This window comes from Pseudomonas wadenswilerensis (assembly GCF_900497695.1).
GTDB classification, from domain to species: domain Bacteria; phylum Pseudomonadota; class Gammaproteobacteria; order Pseudomonadales; family Pseudomonadaceae; genus Aquipseudomonas; species Aquipseudomonas wadenswilerensis.
This window is the reverse complement of the sequence record NZ_UIDD01000007.1, coordinates 122,938-140,529: the sequence shown is the minus strand read 5'-3', so window position 1 is coordinate 140,529 and position 17,592 is coordinate 122,938. Positions and strand designations below refer to the sequence as shown.

Annotated in this window: 15 protein-coding genes; 4 read left to right on the top strand and 11 right to left on the bottom strand. The window is 63.0% G+C overall.

Annotated features, from left to right (window positions below; translation table 11 throughout):
- Positions 1-10: 10 nt before the first annotated feature.
- The 6 genes from CCOS864_RS11785 to CCOS864_RS11760 all read right to left on the bottom strand — a co-directional run bounded on the left by CCOS864_RS11785 (position 11) and on the right by CCOS864_RS11760 (position 8,412).
- Positions 11-2,272: an ATP-dependent DNA helicase gene (locus CCOS864_RS11785; protein ID WP_115087100.1), complete on the bottom strand. Its 2,262-nt coding sequence runs from the start codon at positions 2,270-2,272 to the stop codon at positions 11-13.
- Positions 2,269-3,912 carry a VRR-NUC domain-containing protein gene (locus tag CCOS864_RS11780; protein WP_115086466.1) on the bottom strand — a complete coding sequence of 548 codons (1,644 nt, stop codon included), beginning with the start codon at positions 3,910-3,912 and terminating at the stop codon, positions 2,269-2,271. The genes CCOS864_RS11785 and CCOS864_RS11780 overlap by 4 nt, the downstream gene beginning before the upstream one ends.
- A gap of 84 nt (positions 3,913-3,996) precedes the next feature.
- The gene (locus CCOS864_RS11775) at positions 3,997-5,400 is read right to left on the bottom strand and encodes an aminotransferase-like domain-containing protein (RefSeq protein ID WP_115086465.1); all 1,404 of its coding nucleotides are present in this window, start codon (positions 5,398-5,400) and stop codon (positions 3,997-3,999) included.
- A complete protein-coding gene (locus tag CCOS864_RS11770; RefSeq protein ID WP_148708534.1) occupies positions 5,400-6,557 on the bottom strand; it encodes a hypothetical protein in 1,158 nt (385 codons plus the stop codon). Before CCOS864_RS11770 ends, CCOS864_RS11775 begins: the two co-directional genes overlap by 1 nt.
- Positions 6,521-6,868: a hypothetical protein gene (locus CCOS864_RS11765; RefSeq protein ID WP_148708533.1), complete on the bottom strand. Its 348-nt coding sequence runs from the start codon at positions 6,866-6,868 to the stop codon at positions 6,521-6,523. The genes CCOS864_RS11770 and CCOS864_RS11765 overlap by 37 nt, the downstream gene beginning before the upstream one ends.
- 518 nt (positions 6,869-7,386) lie before the next feature.
- Positions 7,387-8,412 (bottom strand): zinc-dependent alcohol dehydrogenase family protein, encoded by a 1,026-nt coding sequence (locus CCOS864_RS11760; protein ID WP_115086462.1) that lies wholly within the window; start codon positions 8,410-8,412, stop codon positions 7,387-7,389.
- 199 nt (positions 8,413-8,611) lie between these two features.
- Between CCOS864_RS11760 and CCOS864_RS11755 the strand changes: the two genes are divergently transcribed.
- Complete coding sequence (locus tag CCOS864_RS11755) at positions 8,612-9,526, top strand: LysR family transcriptional regulator (protein ID WP_115086461.1); 915 nt, start codon at positions 8,612-8,614, stop codon at positions 9,524-9,526.
- 573 nt (positions 9,527-10,099) lie between these two features.
- On the opposite strand, the gene CCOS864_RS11750 is transcribed toward CCOS864_RS11755, so the two are convergent.
- A complete protein-coding gene (locus tag CCOS864_RS11750) occupies positions 10,100-10,876 on the bottom strand; it encodes a WYL domain-containing protein (protein WP_115086460.1) in 777 nt (258 codons plus the stop codon).
- Between CCOS864_RS11750 and CCOS864_RS11745 the strand changes: the two genes are divergently transcribed.
- Positions 10,760-11,305: a cytosine permease gene (locus tag CCOS864_RS11745; protein WP_244211922.1), complete on the top strand. Its 546-nt coding sequence runs from the start codon at positions 10,760-10,762 to the stop codon at positions 11,303-11,305. The genes CCOS864_RS11750 and CCOS864_RS11745 overlap by 117 nt on opposite strands.
- Positions 11,306-11,489: 184 nt before the next feature.
- Here the strand turns inward: CCOS864_RS11745 and CCOS864_RS11740 are convergent, their stop codons facing one another.
- Positions 11,490-12,170, bottom strand: coding sequence for a phytanoyl-CoA dioxygenase family protein (locus CCOS864_RS11740; RefSeq protein WP_115086459.1), 681 nt, complete (start codon positions 12,168-12,170; stop codon positions 11,490-11,492).
- Positions 12,171-12,378: 208 nt separating this feature from the next.
- Between CCOS864_RS11740 and CCOS864_RS11735 the strand changes: the two genes are divergently transcribed.
- The gene (locus CCOS864_RS11735) at positions 12,379-12,669 is read left to right on the top strand and encodes a hypothetical protein (RefSeq protein WP_148708532.1); all 291 of its coding nucleotides are present in this window, start codon (positions 12,379-12,381) and stop codon (positions 12,667-12,669) included.
- 70 nt (positions 12,670-12,739) lie between these two features.
- Here the strand turns inward: CCOS864_RS11735 and CCOS864_RS11730 are convergent, their stop codons facing one another.
- From CCOS864_RS11730 to CCOS864_RS11720, 3 genes are read right to left on the bottom strand one after another with little or no spacing between them, the layout of a single operon-like run.
- Positions 12,740-14,080: an MFS transporter gene (locus tag CCOS864_RS11730; protein ID WP_115086457.1), complete on the bottom strand. Its 1,341-nt coding sequence runs from the start codon at positions 14,078-14,080 to the stop codon at positions 12,740-12,742.
- Positions 14,081-14,123: 43 nt separating this feature from the next.
- A complete protein-coding gene (locus tag CCOS864_RS11725; RefSeq protein ID WP_115086456.1) occupies positions 14,124-15,665 on the bottom strand; it encodes a class I adenylate-forming enzyme family protein in 1,542 nt (513 codons plus the stop codon).
- A gap of 2 nt (positions 15,666-15,667) precedes the next feature.
- Positions 15,668-16,846: an acetyl-CoA acetyltransferase gene (locus tag CCOS864_RS11720; protein WP_115086455.1), complete on the bottom strand. Its 1,179-nt coding sequence runs from the start codon at positions 16,844-16,846 to the stop codon at positions 15,668-15,670.
- Between the two features lie 137 nt (positions 16,847-16,983).
- Between CCOS864_RS11720 and CCOS864_RS11715 the strand changes: the two genes are divergently transcribed.
- Positions 16,984-17,556: a LuxR C-terminal-related transcriptional regulator gene (locus CCOS864_RS11715; RefSeq protein WP_010223563.1), complete on the top strand. Its 573-nt coding sequence runs from the start codon at positions 16,984-16,986 to the stop codon at positions 17,554-17,556.
- The last annotated feature ends 36 nt before the right edge of the window (positions 17,557-17,592 follow it).

Below are 17,592 nucleotides of genomic sequence, written 5' to 3'. Positions count from 1 at the left end.
AAGGCCGCGATTATTTCTGCTGCGGCGCCCACCAGGCCGGAAACATGCGCTGTACCCGGGCTTCGGCGAAGCGGTCATCGATCAGCAGCACTGTGCCGCGGTCTTCGGTGCCACGGATCACCCGGCCCGCCGCCTGGATGACCTTCTGCACCCCGGGATACAGGTAGGTGTAGTCGAACCCGGCGCTGAACAGCCGGGCCATGCGCTGCTTGATCTGTTCATTGACCGGGTTGACCTGGGGCAGCCCGAGGGTGGCGACAAAGGCGCCGATCAGGCGCGTACCCGGCAAGTCGACGCCTTCGGCAAAGGCGCCGCCCAGCACAGCGAAACCGACGCCCTGGCCCTCGGGAGCAAAACGTTCGAGAAAGCCCTGGCGCTGCAACTCATCCATGCCCGGTGCCTGGCTCCATTGGCGGATGGCCGGATAACGCGCGGCCAACAGGGTCGAGACCTGCTGCAGGTATTCAAAACTGCTGAAAAACGCCAGGTAATTGCCCGGTGCGCGGCCATACTGCCCGGCAATCAGCTCGACGATCGGCGCCAGCGACGCTTCCCGGTGCTGGTAACGGGTCGAGACGCTGCTAATCACCTGCACCTGCAATTGCTCGGCGGCAAAGGGTGAGGCGACCTCGAGCCAGGCGCAGTCGGGCGGCATGCCGAGCAGGTCGGCGTAGTAGTGGCGCGGACTGAGGGTGGCGGAAAACAGCGTGGCACTGCGCGCCGCCGCCAGTCGCGGGCCGATCAGCGCTGCGGGCACCACATTGCGCAGGCACAGGGTCGACAAGGCGCGTTTGCCCGGGCCCGGGCGCTTGCTGATATCGAACAGAAAGTGTTCGTCGAACAACTCGCTGACGCGGGTGAACTGCAGCGCCTGAAAGAAGAACTGCAACACCGCCGGATCAATACCGCTCGGCGTCTGGTTGAGTTGCTCCTGGATCACCCCGACGCACTGCTGCAAGGCTTTGAGCAAGGCTTCAGGCAGGCCGTCGACCACTCGGTAAGGCGCCAGCTGTTCCTTGTGCAGGGCATTCCATTGACGGTTGAGGCGGTCCAGGGCGTTGCTCAGCCCCGCGGGTTTCAGTTTGCGCAGGGCCAGCAGCTGGCCTTGGTCGAGGCTGGCGCTGTACATCTGTCGGGCCCGCTCGACCAGGTTGTGCGCCTCGTCCACCAACAGCGCCAGGCGCCACTGGTTGACCTGCGCCAGGCCGAACAGCAAGGCGCTCTGGTCGAAGTAGTAGTTGTAGTCGGCCACCAGCACGTCGACCCAACGAGCCATCTCCTGGCCCAGGTAATACGGGCAGACCTGATGGGCCAGGGCCACCTCGCGCAGGGCCGCTTTGTCCAGCACCGCCACGGCGTGCGCCGCCTGGCGCGCCGCTGGCAGGCGGTCGTAAAAACCCTTGGCCAGCGGACAGGCATCGCCATGACAGGCCGCACCAGGGTATTCACAGGCTTTGTCGCGAGCCACCAGTTCCAGGCTGCGCAGCGCGGGCTGGGTGCCGCTGGCCATCACCTGCTGCAGCGCCTCCAGTCCCAGGGCGCGGCCGGGGGTCTTGGCGGTGAGGAAGAGAATCTTGTCCAGTTGCTGCGGGACCATGGCCTTGAGCAGCGGGAACAAGGTGCCGAGGGTCTTGCCGATGCCGGTGGTGGCCTGGGCCATCAGGCAGCGGCCGGTGCTGACCGCCTTGTACACGGTTTCGGCCAGTTCGCGCTGTCCGTGGCGAAACTGCCCGTGGGGGAATGCCAGGGCCTGCAAGCCCTCATTGCGCAAGGCCTGGCGCTGCAACTGCTGCTCGGCCCAGTGCAGGAAGATCGCGCATTGGGCATTGAAAAACTGCTCGAGCTCCTGAGCGCTGCGCTGCTCCTCGACCAGGGTCTGTTCATCGCTGTCGACATTCAAGTAGACCAGCGCCAGGCGCAGCGCCGGCAACTGGCGCTGCTGGCACAGCAACCAGCCGTAAACCCGGGCCTGGGCCCAGTGCAGCTGGCGGTGGTTGTCGGGCTGGCGCGCCAGGTCGCCACGGTAGGTCTTGATTTCTTCGAGACGGTTGAGCCGCGGGTCGTAACCGTCGGCGCGGCCGCGCACCTGCAATGCCGCATACTGGCCTTCGAGACTGACTTCGGCCTCATAGCCCTGGCCGCGCCCGGCCACCACCCGACGGTGCCCGCTGATGCCCTCCTGGGCCGTGGGCGACGGGGTGAAACGCAGGTCGAGATCGCCGACCTTGGCGCTGAATTCGCACAGCGCCCGCACCGCCACACTGTAGCTCATGGCGCCCATTGCACGTGGCAGACTTCCACCGGCAGGCCGTGCCCGGCGCAGAACTCGATCCAGCGCAGCTGGCTGTCCTGCAGGCGGTCGCCCGGGCCCTTGACCTCGATCATGCGGTAGCGCTGCTGCTCGGGCCAGAACTGGATCAGGTCGGGCATGCCCGAACGGTTGGCCTGGATGTCTTCGAGCAGGCGCTCGAAGCAGCTTTTCAGGTGCGCTGCTGGCAGGCAGGCCAGGGCTTGTTCAAGCAGCTCTTCGCTGAGCACCTGCCAATAAACGAAAGGCGACTGCAGCCCCTGCTTGCTGATGAAATGGCGGCGGATGGTCTGCCGGTAGCTGCCGTCGTCCAGTTGCCCCAGGCACCGGGCGAACAGCGCGCTGCGCCGGCCATGAAACTCGGCGTCATGCAGATCCTGCGGTGCGCTCTGGAACGGGTGGAAAAACGCGCCGGGCAACGGCGCGAATATCGCCTCCCAGCACAACAGGCCGAACAAGCTGTTAAACAGGCTGTTCTCGACATAATGCACCTGCCCGCCGCCCTGCCCCAGGTGCAACTGCACGGCCTGCTCGACACCCAGGGCGGCCAGTTCGGCCGGCAACTGCAGCTCGACCAGGCAGACCTGCGGCTTGGCTCGCCGTGGCTGCGGCGGCCCGCCCAGCTTGCGCTGCAAACGCGGCAACATCCGCGCCAGGGCCTGGACCTCAAGGCCATTGGCCGGTTGCCGGGCAATCTGTGAGGCCAGCTCGAACGCCGCCGACCACTGCTCGCTACGCTCCAGCACCCGCACATGACGGATGCGCGCCTGCGGATGCTGGCTACGCGGGTAGATGCGCAAGGCCAGTTGCCAGTCGGCCAGGCGCTCGCTGTGCTGGCCGAGCTGATACAGCAGCCGTGAGCGTCGGCGCAGCAACCAGGGGTTGTCGCTGTCCAGGCACTCGATGTGTTCGACCACCTGCTCAAGGGCCACGCCCTGCTCCAGCAGCTCGGCGCACTGGTGCAAGGCCAGCGCCACATCGATATCGCTGCGCTTGCGCAAGGCCCGCGAGTCGTCGCTGAAGGCCACTTGTTCGTAGCGCAGCAAACCAAGGTCGGCCAGCACGAACTCCGACCAGTCCTGGTACAGGTTGCCGAAAAACAGCAGGCGCAGGCGGTCGCACAAGGCCTGCAGGCGCAGTTCGATGATCGGTTCGGCGAAGCCCGGCAGCCATTCCTGCAACGGCCGCGGTTGCAGCTCAAGCGACTGCAACTGGGCCAGCAGTTCACCCTTGGCCGCCCGTGGCCGCTCGAGCTGGTCGGCAAAGCCGCTGGCCAGCTCGTCCTTGCGCAACAGCTGGAACAGTTGCTCAAGGCTCAGCGGGCTGTCATCGACCACCCAGCCCTCGGTCAGCAATGGCGCCAGGGCGGTCGGCGTCGAGCCGATTTCGGCGTAGTCGAGCTTGCTTGGGCGAAACAGCAGGCCCTTGCGCATCACCATGCGCACCAGCAAGGCCCGGGCGGCCTGCGGCTGCTGACGGAACCGGCTGATGAAGGCCTGCTCCTGATCGTCGAGCAGGTCGGCATAGCGCAGCTCGATCCAGTCGAGCACTTGCTGGAAGTTGTGCAGGTAATAGAACGGGTCGTCGACGGAATGGGCGATCACAGCAGGCTACGGGCAGAGGGCTGAAACACTGGTTATACATACAGATCGCTTTGCTTGGCAAGCCTGCTCGCGACCGCTGATCGTTTAGGAGGCGCTCTGCATGCGCTGCAGTTCGTCGCTGAGCACACTCAGGCCATATTGCAGGTCACCCTGGGGCCCTGCCGGACAGCCCAGGCGCAGGTGCTGGCGGAAGTCGCCAGACAAACTGAACAGTTCCCCCGGAGCGATCACCAGGCCTTGTTGCAACAAGCGGTGGAACAATGGCCGGGTATCCACCGGTGCCCGCACCCGCGCCCAGATACAGGCGCCCCCGGCCGGCATCCGGAAATCGAGCTGGCTGCCCAGGTGCAGCTGCATTTGCCGGTACAGGTGGCTCAAACGCTCGTGCAGACGCTGGCGCAGTTGCTCCAGGTGCAGGTCGATGCGCCCCTTGTTGAACAAACGTGCCACCGCTTGCTGGCGCAATGGCGGCAGGCGAAAACCGCGCAGCAGGAAGTGCCGGTGCAGGGAGCCCTGCCATTGCCGGGACAGCAGATAGGCATACGGCGCCTCGGCACCGACACTGCGCTCCAGCGATGAAAACACCAGCAACCGCTGCGGGTCGACCAGCTCGCGCAGGTAGCCTGCAGCGGCTGGCCGATAGCACAGCTCGGCATCCAGGTCGTTCTCCAGCAGCCACACCCCATGCTGATCAAGCAGCCGTGCCACGGCCTGCCGATCGGCTTCGGGCATCAGGCTGCCGTGCGGCACGCTCAAGCGTGAAGCCAGCATGGCCAGACGCACCGGCTCGTCGCGCAACAGCCGGGCGAAACGCTCCAGGTCCAGCCCGCCCTCAGGCCCCAGGGGCAGCTCGATGACCCGTATGCGCGCGGCCTGGAACACTCGCAACAACCGCCAGGAACAGGGCGTGGTCACCAGTACCGCGCTGTTGTGCAGCTCCAGGGCCGCCAGGGTGGTTTCCAGCAGCGAGCGCACATCCAGCGCCAGGTAGACGTCCTCGGCACTCCAGTACAACTGCGCCGAACGGGTGTAACGTGCTGCCAGCGCGGTGCGCAGCTCCAGCTCGCCACAGGGCTGCGGCGCACCGGCCAGGCGCGGATATTGACGCAGCAATTGACGCTCGATGCCCAACAGAGCGGATTCAAGCGATTGCAAGGCTTGCGCCTGGCTGCCACTGAGCACCAGCATCCGCGGTGAGTTGCCATGCTGCTGCAGGTCCTGAAGCAAATCACCGCCACTGCGTGGCTGAATGTCCGAATTGGGCACTTTGGCGAAATAGCCCGACTTGGGCACCGGCTGCACCCGTCCTTCGTGCTCAAGCAACGAATAGGCGTACTGCACCGTGGAAATCGACACATCCAGGCGCTGGGCCAGGTCGCGCAACGACGGCAACCTGCTGTAGCTACCTGGTGCCATCTGCTCAATCAATTCGACCAGGTAGCGATACACCGCCCGATAGGCGAACTCGCCATTGTCCGAGGTTTTCATCAGCGCCAGCCAGGCTGCTCGGCCATGAGCCACGACCACGCCGTGGGCGGCAGGCGCAGGTGTCGCAGATCCGCCCCGCGGCCCTGGATTCGCGCCAGCAGCGAGCGTGGCCGGGCACAGATTTGCGGCTCTCGCTGGTACAGCATCTGCAGCAGCGGCAGGCTCAGGCCACTGATATCGACCATCCACTGCACCACAGGCTCGGGGGCCGGCAATTGCTGCAATGCCTTGTGCAGATAGGGCAAGGCCACCAGCATGCCCGGATGACAGCGGCGCAGAAAGATTTCCAGGCGCATGCCGCGGGAGACGAACGGCGCAAACAGCTGGCACACCAGCTGCGCTTCGCTCAGGCCATAGGCCTGCAAGGCAAATTCATCCGCCTGGGTGCGCCGCTGCTGCAACTGCTCGGCATTCTGCCAGCGCCCCAGCACGCGATTTTGCAGGGCCCGTGGCAGCCCCTTGCGCTGCATCTGCTGGCGCGCCTGACGCAGGTGGGCATCAACGCCCTCACGGTAGTCACTGTTTTCGATGAACTGCGCGTGCAGCCCGCGCAAATGCGCCAGCAACAGCGGGTTTGCCGTGCCCGAGCGGTCGCAGGCGAAGTACTGCTCGTCAAAGCGACAACCCAGAAAGCGGTTCAGGCGCTCGTCATGGGGGACCTCGGGGTCGTGTACCAGGTCATCGATGGTGATGAAACGCATCGCCGGCGCGCAGTAATCGCCGATCGGCGTTGAGCTGACGCCTTGCACCTGCCCGTACAACTGCTCAAGGTAGCGCCGGCGCAGTTCGCTCAGCCCTTCGCACAGCGAGGCGGCGCAGCTGTGAATAGGCCGGATGCTGAACAGGTCCTCCTCACGCAGGGCCCTGCGGCTCCAGGCCAGGTAACGCCTGCGTTCAGGCAGCGGCTGGGCACTGATGATCGCATCGACGCCGCCGCGCCAGCCCAGCGCCTGGCGGCACAGATCGGCCAGGCGCAGGTAGCCATGGCTGCCAAAGCCGGCGCGCGGCAATCCGGCCAGCAAGTGACCGAACAACAGCAGCTCGTGACGCTCGGCTTGTTGCTGGTTCGGCGAAGGGCTGTGACGGCTGTCGAAGGGCAGCAACTGCTGGTCATCGAGCATCAGCAGTTCAACCCGCGGATCATCATGCAGGAACAACGCGGAAAACCCGTATTGAGGTTGCTCAGCGCCGTGGTGCTCATGCCGGGCTGGCGCACCACCGCGACACGCAGCTGAAAAGTGCCCGGTGTACGGGCGGCGATGCTCAGTTGTGCCGCCCGCAAGCAAGCCAGTGCATGGCTGGCGTTCTGGCTACCATCATGGGCGAACATCAACTTGAAACCGTTGATGCGTTCGATACCGCCGGCGGCGACTATCAAGCGCTGTATCAGCAACTGCAAGGACGCCTTTTGGGCTTGTGACAAGTGATCCAGCAAGCGTTGCAGGACTTGCTGATAAATGTATTGCATGGCTTGGTCGTGAATGCTGCTCATAACGCGTACCCGATATTCAGAAACGGCCACCTGAAAGAAAAATATTCCTTTGAAGAACTTTCAATCAGCAAAGTAAGGACAAACAGAGTTAATCCTAAGAAACTTCCTACAACTTCCTACGAAAAACCACTTCAGAAGCTTTTGCTGATCATCGTCCTTCCCTCCTCCAGCCTGGCAGCACGACACCTTTAACCCCTGGCTTGCGACCCATCTTGCCTCGCTCCGTGAGACGACAGTTGACGAACTATTATCGGGCGTTGCCCAGCGAATAAAAGATACAGATCAGGGTAAAAAAACCATTCAGGTTCGACCAACATAAAGTCGCTAATCAGACAGGCAGTTCTTGTTTTTCCTATTGCACAAACATAGCGCAAGCATGCCGGACGCATCGGGAAAAGTTACCCCGGAAACATCCTAAACAGGCCTGGGAAATACCCACAAAAAAGCCCGAGTCAATGCTCGGGCTTGGCGGCTGTGGCTTATTTGGCCAGGCGTTACGCCGGCAGCGACAGGTCCAGTACCAGCCTGCCGCCGCAAGGGCATTCGTCCATGTAGCGGTGCGCCTCGACCACCTTCTCGAACGGATAGGTCTTGATGATCAGCGGGGTCAGCAGCTTGTCGGCGGTGAACTGGTTGATATCACGCAAGGCACGCTGCAGCGCCACCTGGTCCTGGCTGATACCCAGCTCCGGCTTGCCGGTGAAGTTGCCGATGCAATGGACGAAGAACTGGATGTTCTTCTGGAACGCCGCGCAGGCCGGGAACGGCGTTTGGTTGCCGCCTTGCAGGCCATACAGCACCAGGCTGCCACGCGGCGCCAGGGCATCACCGAGCAGGGCCATTTGCGGGCCGCCGAGGCCGTCGAGGACCATGTCGACACCACGGTTGTCGGTGTACTTGTTGATCTGCATGAGCAGGTCCTGCTCTTCGGTGACGATCACCCGGTCGGCGCCGAGCTTGATCAGGTAGTCGCGCTGATCGGCCTCTTTGGTCGCGGCAATGACCTTCAGGCCCAGGGCTTTACCCAGCTGCACGAAGGCGGGGCCGGCGCAATGGCTGGCGTCGGTGATCAGCGCCGTTTGCCCGGCCTTGGCCCGCGCCAGGTCGACGAAGGCGAAATAGGCGATCAGCAGCGGCGTGTAGTGCACACTGGCCTCGACCGGCGAGAGAATCTCCGGGTAACGGGTCAGGGCGTTGCGCGGCATGACGATGACTTCACCGTAGACTGGGTGCTCATTGGCACTGCTGGCCGGGAAGCTGGCGACCTTGTCACCGACTGCAAGATCGTCGACACCCTCGCCCACGGCCGTGACCACGCCCGCCATCTCGTGTCCGATACCGGCAGGCAGGCGTGCCTGTGACGGTGCCAGGTTCTGCCGCCAGAGCACGTCGTACCAGCTGATGCCGATCGCTTCAACGCGAATCTGCACCTCGCCAGCCGCCGGTTGCGCCTGGGCCTGCTCTTCGATCTTGAGCACCTCGGCCGGGCCGAACTTGTGGAAACGGATCATGCGGGACATCGCAAACCTCGCCAATTGAACCTCTAATGCCCTGAACTCTATCCGGGCTTTGATGGTTAGACCATCAGTGGCCATTAATAGTCAACATGCCTGTCATTGATTGATGGTAATGAAGCCTCCATCAATTTATGCGGTGCAGGGTACCAGCCTTTACCCGTAAGATTCACCCCTGCCCCAACCGCCTTGTGAAGCCGAGCCGATGAACCGTAACGACTTGCGTCGCGTCGACCTGAACCTGCTGATCGTCTTCGAGACCCTGATGCACGAGCGTAGCGTGACCCGTGCGGCGGAGAAACTGTTTCTTGGCCAGCCGGCCATCAGCGCCGCCCTGTCGCGCCTGCGCAACCTGTTCGACGACCCGTTGTTCGTGCGTACCGGGCGCAGCATGGAACCGTCGGCGCGGGCGGTGGAGATCTTCGCCCTGCTCTCGCCAGCGCTGGATTCGATCTCCACCGCGGTCAGCCGCGCTGCCGACTTCGATCCAGCCACCAGCACCGCGGTGTTTCGCATCGGCCTGTCGGACGACGCCGAATTCGCCCTGCTGCCGCAATTGCTCAAGCGCGTGCGCGCCGAAGCCCCGGGCATCGTCCTGGTGGTGCGCCGGGTCAACTACCTGCTGATGCCGGCGCTGCTGGCCTCGGGGGAAATCTCCGTCGGCGTGAGCTGGACCAACGACCTGCCGGCCAACGCCAAGCGCAAGGTGCTGCGGCGTAGCAAACCCAAGGTGCTGCGTGCCGACAGCATGCCGGGGAGCCTGAGCCTGGACGACTTCTGCGCCCGCCCCCACGCGCTGGTATCGTTTGCCGGCGACCTGGGCGGGTTCATGGACGAGATCCTGGAAAAGGTCGGGCGCAAGCGCCATGTGGTCCTGGCCGTGCCGCAATTCAACGGCCTGGGCAGCCTGCTGACCGGCACCGACATCATCGCCACCGTGCCCGACTATACCGCCGAGGTCCTGACCGCCGCCGGCGGCCTGCGCGCCGAGGATCCGCCGCTGGAGGTGCAGACCTTCGAGCTGCACATGGCCTGGCGCGGGTCGCAGGATAATGATCCGGGGGAGCGCTGGTTGCGGTCGCGGATTCAGATGTTTTTTGGGGATCCTGAGAGTCTTTAGGCGTCGTCGGGCAGGCTGTTCAACTGATCACTTCTGTCTTTTCATAGACCGTGAAGCTCCATTCACTTCCAGTGGATTGCTACATTTGGGGCACATCTGAGGGTATGCTTTGGATGGTTTGAAAATGATACCCCCAGTCTAAGGTCCAACTGTAAGGGGCCGGCGACCACACCTTCCCGACTCCGCCGCCGAAAGCCATGGTGTTCACTTAATACGCGGGCACCATCGCCCTTAATGCAGGAGTTCGGAAGGTGACTTTGCCGAACGAATGCGCCACATCCTCCATCAGCTCCTTCGCTATCCCACTCAGGTAATAGCTGCCCACACCAAGGTCACCTTCCTGCCCTGTAACTGCCTACTACATCCAGGCCCTTGTAGTGCTCGTAGTTAACTCACACTTTCGCCCTTCAGCCTGCATTTTTCACCCCGTCCGGCGGGCAGGCCAGCGATAACTCGCATGCACCGCCTAGCAACATAAGGGTTCAGGCTAGTGCCAAGAAGGGTCTTTGCTGGTCGCTACGTTCGGGTGCAGCGAGGCAGCCGCGCTCGCCTTGATAGGGCTCGGCAAGACTGTCAGTTGGGACTTTTATAGCCTGGGGCAAGCTTGGCGCTTTTAACACCATAAAGAGCTAGAGGGTCGCTCAACCAGAGTCGATATGCCTCGTCTGCAATGCTGTGATCAGTCGAGCAGTCTACGTGGTACTGCTGCAGTACATACCCAGCCATTGCTGCACGCACACGCAGCTTGAGCACACCATCAGGCATGTCGTAGTCCCGCATCATGATCTGAGAGCAATTTTTATCCGGGTGTGGGACCAGGGGTAGATCCAGCATCCGATTCCACTGGTCGTCATTTCTTAGATTTTCGTTCTCCAGAGGCTTCTGCCCCTGCTGAATCTGAGCAGCACCGATTCTGGCTAGAACAAAGTCCACAAAATCTTTGCGCTTTCTATCGTAAGCCCGAACATGCCAGCGCAGGCCATCACAGCTAATGGCGAAGGGCACAATTTCACGCTCAGATTCACCCGATGCCGACGTGTAGCTGATTCTCACTACCTGATTCAGGCTAATCGCGCGCGCGATCGGCGCCAGGATCTCCACCTTAGGCTGGCTGAGCAGCGAAACGGACTCGTTGAGAATGAGCGGCTTCTCACCATCCAGGCTGTATCCGTATCCCTGCGTTAGAGCAGTGAGTACTCGCTCAGGCGGATGCTCTACCAGCGGAGAGAATGTATCTCGGATTACATAAAGCTTGCTGACGGTGTCGAGCTCAGTGTTGGTCGGAGCTATCTCACGATACTGAGCAAAATCTCGAGTAGCAGCCGCAGCGCCCAAACCAAATCGATCCATCAGGTCATTATGCTGCTGGCCTACGTGGCCGATGAAAATTTCGTTAAGGAGTTTGGCGACTTCCTTGCGGTACTGCTTTATCTCTTCACGCCCTGGACGGCGATTAACCTGGTTGATTTCTACGCTGTTCGGCACGGTAAATATTCGATCAGCGAAATATTCAACCCAAACGGTATTTATGGGCGATGGAATTGGAGAGGGATTGGCTCGTACATCGTTGGTTTCGCAGTGATGCTGCCATTCTCGAATACGGGGTTGTACACCGGTTATTTCGCAGAGCAGTTGGGAGGCGCTGATATCAGTATGCCAATAGGTCTTGCCGTCTCGGCCCTGGTGTATCTGTGGCTTTGTCGCTCACAGAATATCCAGTCTGAGCTTACTCAGGTGCGAGCCTTGGACATCAACCTGGAAAATGGCACTGCTCACTGATAATCGAATGTCCCTCGCAGGCCTTGTGCTTGGCTGACGAACCCGCTTTTGATGCGCTAGAGCGGTTGAGGTCGACTTCAGCCGCTCCTGATGCTTCGACGCCAGGTTGGCTGGAGCAATAGCCAAGCGCATCGGGCCGACTGTGTTGCCAGGGATAACCGGCTTTTGCGTCAGGTAGGTCGGGTTATATAGCCCCAAAGGCAAAAACCGAGGGATCGAACCGATCGGTCGTGTCCATCCGAACACTTCGCAGGCCCACTGTTTCCAGGTGTGACGCGTATAGAGACTCAGAAAAGTAGCTAATCAGAAGGGAGCGACGGCGTGCGCCGATTGAGTTCAGACTGCCCGCATGCACTAAATCGACATCAAACACCAAGATGTCGCCAGCGGAGCCTGAAAGCTGCACAGACCGGGACTCGTCACTGAAGTCGAATGGCGGCTGTCCCTGCTCAGGGCGATGGCTGCCGGGGACGATACGTGTCGCGCCGTTCTCGGGACCATAATCGTCGAAATAAGCCAGAGCGCTCACCATGTCGCCCGGCCGTTGGGCCGACAAGTCGCGGTGCAGCTGCTGATGACCGCCACCTGCAAGGGGTTCGCGCCCCTCCACCTGCGAGAGAAAGAACCGTTCTCCGATCAGCTCACCAACCGCCGCCAGCACCTCCGGCAGACGACACACAGCCTGAACCCTCGAATCAGAGTCCAACAGCGAATAGCGCCAGCCCATGCCGCGCGGCACTGGCCATTGGCCCGATGGTTTCACCCCCGCATCGAACACGGCACGAAGGTCACCCAGCCACTCGGCCGGGATAGCTCGACGGAGCAGCACATAGCCCTCTCGATGGAGTTGTTCGCGGTCAGTCATAGCGTCCTCAATTCCCTTACCACCCATGCGTCTTGCAGAAGTGCGGCTGTCGCGACATTGTAGCGATCAACGGATCGGAGAATGTTGTGGAGCTGTTCAAGGGCGTCGCCACGCGCTGCGCAAATACTTTATTTCCGGGTCAGGCCATTGATACCCAATTGCAGGCCGAGCATTATGCGCGCCGAATTGCCTACACAAGGACCGTCCCGTGCATTCCTCCGCGCCCACCTACCCAACACCCTCCACGCCCACCGCTGCGCCCTACAATATCTTCAAGCGCGTCGGCATGCTGCTCCTGGCCCTGCTCATCGTCAGCCTGGGTATCATGGTCATCGTGCTCCAGTCCTTTCCCAACATGCCCACCAACCAACAGAACATCAACTCCCTGGGCCTGGCCGGCAGCCGCGTACTCAGTGGCGGGTTGATCGTGCCGGTACTACTGCACGCGTCGACCGAGGTTATCGCGTTGATCCTCAACTACATCCAGATTCCTGGTTGAAGCCCAACAACGCAATGAAAAGGCCGCCTTGCTTGGGCAAGGCGGCCTGGGCCGACCTCGCCTGGCAGACTCAAGACCGCGGATCAACCAACCGCAGCCCAGGCGCACTCTCCTCCCGCCTGACCTCATGCCCACAGGCAACAAAATCCTCCTTGCGCAACACCACCAACGCCACCAGCGAGGCAACCCCGGTCGCCACATAGAAATACCAGGGCGCAGTAATGTCCCCGGTCACCTTGATCAGCCAGGTGGAGATCAGCGGCGCGCTGCCGCCAAACACCGCCACCGGGATGTTGTAGGCCACGGCGATGCCGGTGGAGCGGATGCGAGTGGGCAGCAGCTCGCTCATCAGCGCGTAGGTCGAGGATGCGTACAGCCCGAACAGGATCGCCACGGCCATCAACGGCCAGAACAAGGTGGCCGGGGTGGCGCCGGGCGCGGTCTTGAAGAACCAGTACATAGCCAGGGTCGCCAGGGTGCCGATGACCATCAGGAACGGCTTGCGCCCGTAACGATCGGTGAAGGCGCCGCCCAGGGGCATGACCAGCGCCGCCGAGAGGCTGGCGACGAATACGTAGAGCAAGGTGGTGCCGCTGTCGAACTTGAGGGTGTTGGACATGTAGGTCGAGGCGAAGGTCAGCACCAGGTAGAAGATCGAGCTGTGCAGGGTAATGATGAAGAACACCAGGGCGATCGAGCGCTTCCACTGCCAGACCTCGCGCAGCGGCGCTTTGGAGGTCTGCCCGGCCTCGACCAGGGCGAGGAACTCTGGGCTGTCTTCAAGCTTCAGGCGGATGTACATCGAGATGAAGCCCAGGGGCCCGGCGATCAGGAACGGAATGCGCCAGCCCCACTCCTGCATCAGCTCGGCGCCCAGGGCCCAGGTCATGCCGTTGGCCACGGCGCCGCCCAGCAGCAGGCCGAGCACGGCGGTAACCATCAGCCAACAGGTAGCAAAGCCCCGACGCCCGGGCCCGGCGTATTCAGAAATGAAGCTGGTGATGGTGCCGATCTCGCCGCCGGCGGAGAAGCCCTGCACACAGCGGATCAGCACCAGGATCACCGGCGCGGCGATGCCGATGCTGGCGTAGGTTGGCAGCAGCCCCAGCAGGAAGGTGGAGCCGGCCATCATCACCAGCACGGTGATCAGGGTTTTGCGCCGGCCGATCTTGTCGGCCAGGGGGCCGAAGAACAGGCCGCCCAGGGGCCGGATGAAGAAGCTCAGGGCAAAGGCCGCGAAGCTCGCCAGCAGGCTGCTGGTGGGATCGTCAGAGACGAAAAAGGCCTTGCCGATGTACACGGCCAAAAAGCCGTAGACGCCATAGTCGTACCACTCGATCAAGTGGCCGGAAGTGGCGCCGATGAAGGCCCGGCGCCGCTGGCGCTGGGAGTTGGAAGGTGACACGCCCATAGTGGGGACTCCTGTCGTGGTGCTATCCATGTAATGCAGCGCTTCAGAGGTTGTTCAAGGGCCCGGTGGGATCCTGCAACCACTGGCGCAGCCGGGTCTTGAGAATCTTGCCATAGCTGTTCTTCGGCAGCTCGGCGCAAAACAGGTATTTTTTCGGTTTCTTGAACGAGGCCATGCGCGCCAGGAACCAGTGGTTGAGCGCCTGCGCATCGAGGCTGTGGGGCGTGCGCAAGACCACGAAGGCCACCACCGACTCGCCCCACTCAGCGTCAGCCTCCCCCACCACGCACACTTCGAATACCTCGGGGTGCTGCATCAGCACTTCCTCGACTTCGCGCGGGTAGATATTGCTGCCGCCGGAGATGATCACATCCTTGCTGCGATCGGTAAGGGTCAGGTAGCCCCGCTCGTTGAGGAAACCGATGTCGCCGGTAAGCAGCCAGCCGTCCACCAGGGCCTCCCGGGTGGCTTGCGGGTTGTCCCAGTAGCCCTGCATCACCGCCGCCCCGCGCACGGCGATCTGCCCAGGTTCGCCAGGGGTCAGGGGCTGGCCTTGCGCATCCACCACGCGCACCTCGACGCAGGCGTGGGCACGCCCGACCGACGCGGCGATCAGCGGCCAGTCGGGATGCCCACGGTCGGCGATGGCCTCCCGCGACAGCGCGCTGATGGTCATCGGGCATTCGCCCTGGCCGTAGATTTGCACCAGGCGCGGGCCGAAGGTGTCCAGGGCCTGGGTGAGGTCAGCCAGGTACATCGGCGCCCCGCCGTAGACGATGGTCTTGATCCCTTCGCCGCCATAGCCCTGCTGCCGGGCCTGGTCGACCATGCGCTTGACCATGGTCGGCGCGGCAAACAGGCTGACCTGGCCCAGCGCCTGCGCCAGCTCGAACAGCTCCGCCGCCTGGAAGCCCCGCGACGCCGGCACCACGTGGCGGGCGCCACAGCGCACATGGATGAAATTGTACAGGCCGGCACCGTGAGACATCGGCGCGGCATAAACCACCGCGTCTTCAGCGGTCACCGGGTCCACGTCCAGTGGATAGCACAAAGACATGGCGATCAGGTTGCCATGGGACAGCATCACGCCCTTCGAACGCCCGGTGGTACCGGAGGTGTAGAACAACCAGGCCAGGTCGCTGTCTTGCCGCGGATGCGGCTCCAGCAGTTCATCGCCCGGCACCGGGCCTTGATCGGCCGCCCCGGGTGCGGTCAGTTCGCGGCAGCCGACCGGCAGCGACGCGCCGTCGAACACCCGGCCCTCATCGGTATAGACCAGCCGGGCCCCGGCGTTGTCAGCAATCCAGGCGGCTTCCAGTGCGTGCAGCTTGCTGTTGATCGGCACCGCCACCGCCCCGCTCCACCAGATGGCGTACAACAATTCGAGATAAGCGCAGCTGTTCTTCATCAGCAGCGCCACCCGGTCGCCCGGCACGATGCCGTATTCGTCGCGCAGTTGCAGGGCGCGTGCCCGCGCCTGCGCGGCGAACGCCTGGTAGTCGGCGACCTGGCGGCACCCCTCGAACAGCGCCGGCCGCCGCGGCCAGCGCTGGGCCGCATCGCGCAGCCAATGGGCGATGTTCATCCTCAGGCCTTGACCGCTTGCAGGACGCTGGCGTAGTTGGCCACGGCCATGCCGCCCATGTTGAACAGCAAGCCGAATTCGGCACCGGGCACGCCCAGGCCAATGGGTTCACCGACCAGTTGGGCAAAGCCCAGGGCATGCATCGAGACCCCGGTGGCCCCCACCGGATGCCCCTTGGCCTTGAGCCCGCCGGACAGGTTCACCGGCAGGCGCCCGCCCTGGCGCACGATGCCCTCGTCCAGGGCCCGGTGCCCCTCGCCCCTGGGCGCCAGGCCCATGGCTTCGTAGATCAGCAGTTCGGCGATGGTGAAGCAGTCGTGGACCTCGGCAAAACTCAGGTCGCCCAGGGTCACGCCGGCCTCGCGCAGGGCGCCCTGGATGGCCCGTTGCGGTCCCTCGAAGGCCAGCACGTCGCGGCGCGACAAGGGCAGGAAGTCGTTCACCTGGGTCATGGCGCGGATCGCCACCTGGCGCCGCATCGAACGGGCGCGCTGCGGCGAGGCCAGAATGATCGCCGCCGCCCCGTCACTGATCAGCGAGCAGTCGGTCAGGCGCAGTGGCGGTGCGATCAGCGGGTTGCCCTGGGACACGTTGTTGCAGTGCTCGAAGTCCATCACCCGGTGCATCTGCGCCAGGGGGTTGGCCATGGCGTTGGCGTGGTTCTTCACCGCGATCGCGGCCATCGAGGCCAAGGGGCTGTGGTAGCGCTCGGCGTACTGTTGCGCCACCTGGCCGAACAGCTGGGCGAAGCTCAGGCCGGCCTCCTGCATGGCGTTCTGGTAGCCGGCGCCGGCCAGGGCGCGGGTGACTTCGACGGTGCTGTTGCCGGTCATTTTCTCCGCGCCGACCACCAGTACCAGCTCGGCGGCACCGCTGCGGATCGCGTTGATCCCGGCCTGGATCGCCGCAGATCCCGAGGCGCAGGCATTCTCACAGCGCGTGGCAGGCTTGAAGCGCAGTTGCGGGTCGGCCTGGAGCATCAGCGAGGCGGGGAAACCATCGGCCACCAGGCCGGAGTTGAAGTGACCGAGAAACAGCGCGTCGATTTGTGCGGCGTCGATCTCAGCGTCCGCCAGGACCTCGCGGGTAACCTTGACGATCAGGTCCTCGAGGTTCAGGCCGTCCAGGCGACCGAAAGGGCTGTGGGCGGCAGCGACGATGGATACGGAGTCGTGAGTCATGGTGATTTTCTTCTGTCCTTGAAGCGCGTATTCCATACAATGATTCAGCGCCCGAATCACACGCTAGTTGGGGCAACTACTTACGCCAGTAAGTAGTACCCAGGGGGCGCGCCGATAAATCCGAGGCAGGATGCCTGATGACCGTAGATGCCCAGCACTTCCAGGACCTCGAGCGCCTGGCCTTCCAGGTTTCCCCCGCGCCGCAGATGATCACCGGCCATCGGCGGATGCTCGACTGCAACCAGGCGTTCGTCCGCCTGTTCGGCTACGAGCGCGAGCATTTGCAGGGCCACCTGACCCTGCTGCTGTACCCCTCCCAAGCCGACTACCAGAGCATCGGCGAGCGCAGCGAGCACTGGCTGCGCAACGGCCCCGGCGCCTTCTACTCCGACGAGCGCTTCATGCAGCATCGCAACGGCGAGGTGTTCTGGGCCCGGGCCCACGGGTTTTCCCTGACGGTGGAAGACCCGTTCAAACTGATGGTCTGGCATTTCGAGCGCCTGGATCGCCAGCCGGCGCCGACCATCCAGCTGACTCCGCGCGAACGGGAGATTTCGCTGCATATCGTCAATGGCCTGACCTGCAAGGAAGTGGCGCGCAAGCTGGGCATTTCCCACCGCACCGTGGAGGTCCACCGCGCCCGCCTGATGAAGAAGCTTCAGGCCAAGAACAGCGCAGAGCTGGTGTCGAAAATTATCTTCATCAGTTGAGCACCAGTGCAGGTCAGGTAAAATCGCGTTTTTTTT

Coding starts and splice junctions, on each gene's coding strand:
- CCOS864_RS11785 (WP_115087100.1), bottom strand. CDS start 2,272: ATGAGCTACAGTGTGGCGGTGCGGGCGCTGTGCGAATTCAGCGCCAAG.
- CCOS864_RS11775 (WP_115086465.1), bottom strand. CDS start 5,400: ATGAAAACCTCGGACAATGGCGAGTTCGCCTATCGGGCGGTGTATCGC.
- CCOS864_RS11765 (WP_148708533.1), bottom strand. CDS start 6,868: ATGCAATACATTTATCAGCAAGTCCTGCAACGCTTGCTGGATCACTTG.
- CCOS864_RS11760 (WP_115086462.1), bottom strand. CDS start 8,412: ATGTCCCGCATGATCCGTTTCCACAAGTTCGGCCCGGCCGAGGTGCTC.
- CCOS864_RS11755 (WP_115086461.1), top strand. CDS start 8,612: ATGAACCGTAACGACTTGCGTCGCGTCGACCTGAACCTGCTGATCGTC.
- CCOS864_RS11750 (WP_115086460.1), bottom strand. CDS start 10,876: ATGGATCGATTTGGTTTGGGCGCTGCGGCTGCTACTCGAGATTTTGCT.
- CCOS864_RS11740 (WP_115086459.1), bottom strand. CDS start 12,170: ATGACTGACCGCGAACAACTCCATCGAGAGGGCTATGTGCTGCTCCGT.
- CCOS864_RS11730 (WP_115086457.1), bottom strand. CDS start 14,080: ATGGGCGTGTCACCTTCCAACTCCCAGCGCCAGCGGCGCCGGGCCTTC.
- CCOS864_RS11725 (WP_115086456.1), bottom strand. CDS start 15,665: ATGAACATCGCCCATTGGCTGCGCGATGCGGCCCAGCGCTGGCCGCGG.
- CCOS864_RS11720 (WP_115086455.1), bottom strand. CDS start 16,846: ATGACTCACGACTCCGTATCCATCGTCGCTGCCGCCCACAGCCCTTTC.
- CCOS864_RS11715 (WP_010223563.1), top strand. CDS start 16,984: ATGACCGTAGATGCCCAGCACTTCCAGGACCTCGAGCGCCTGGCCTTC.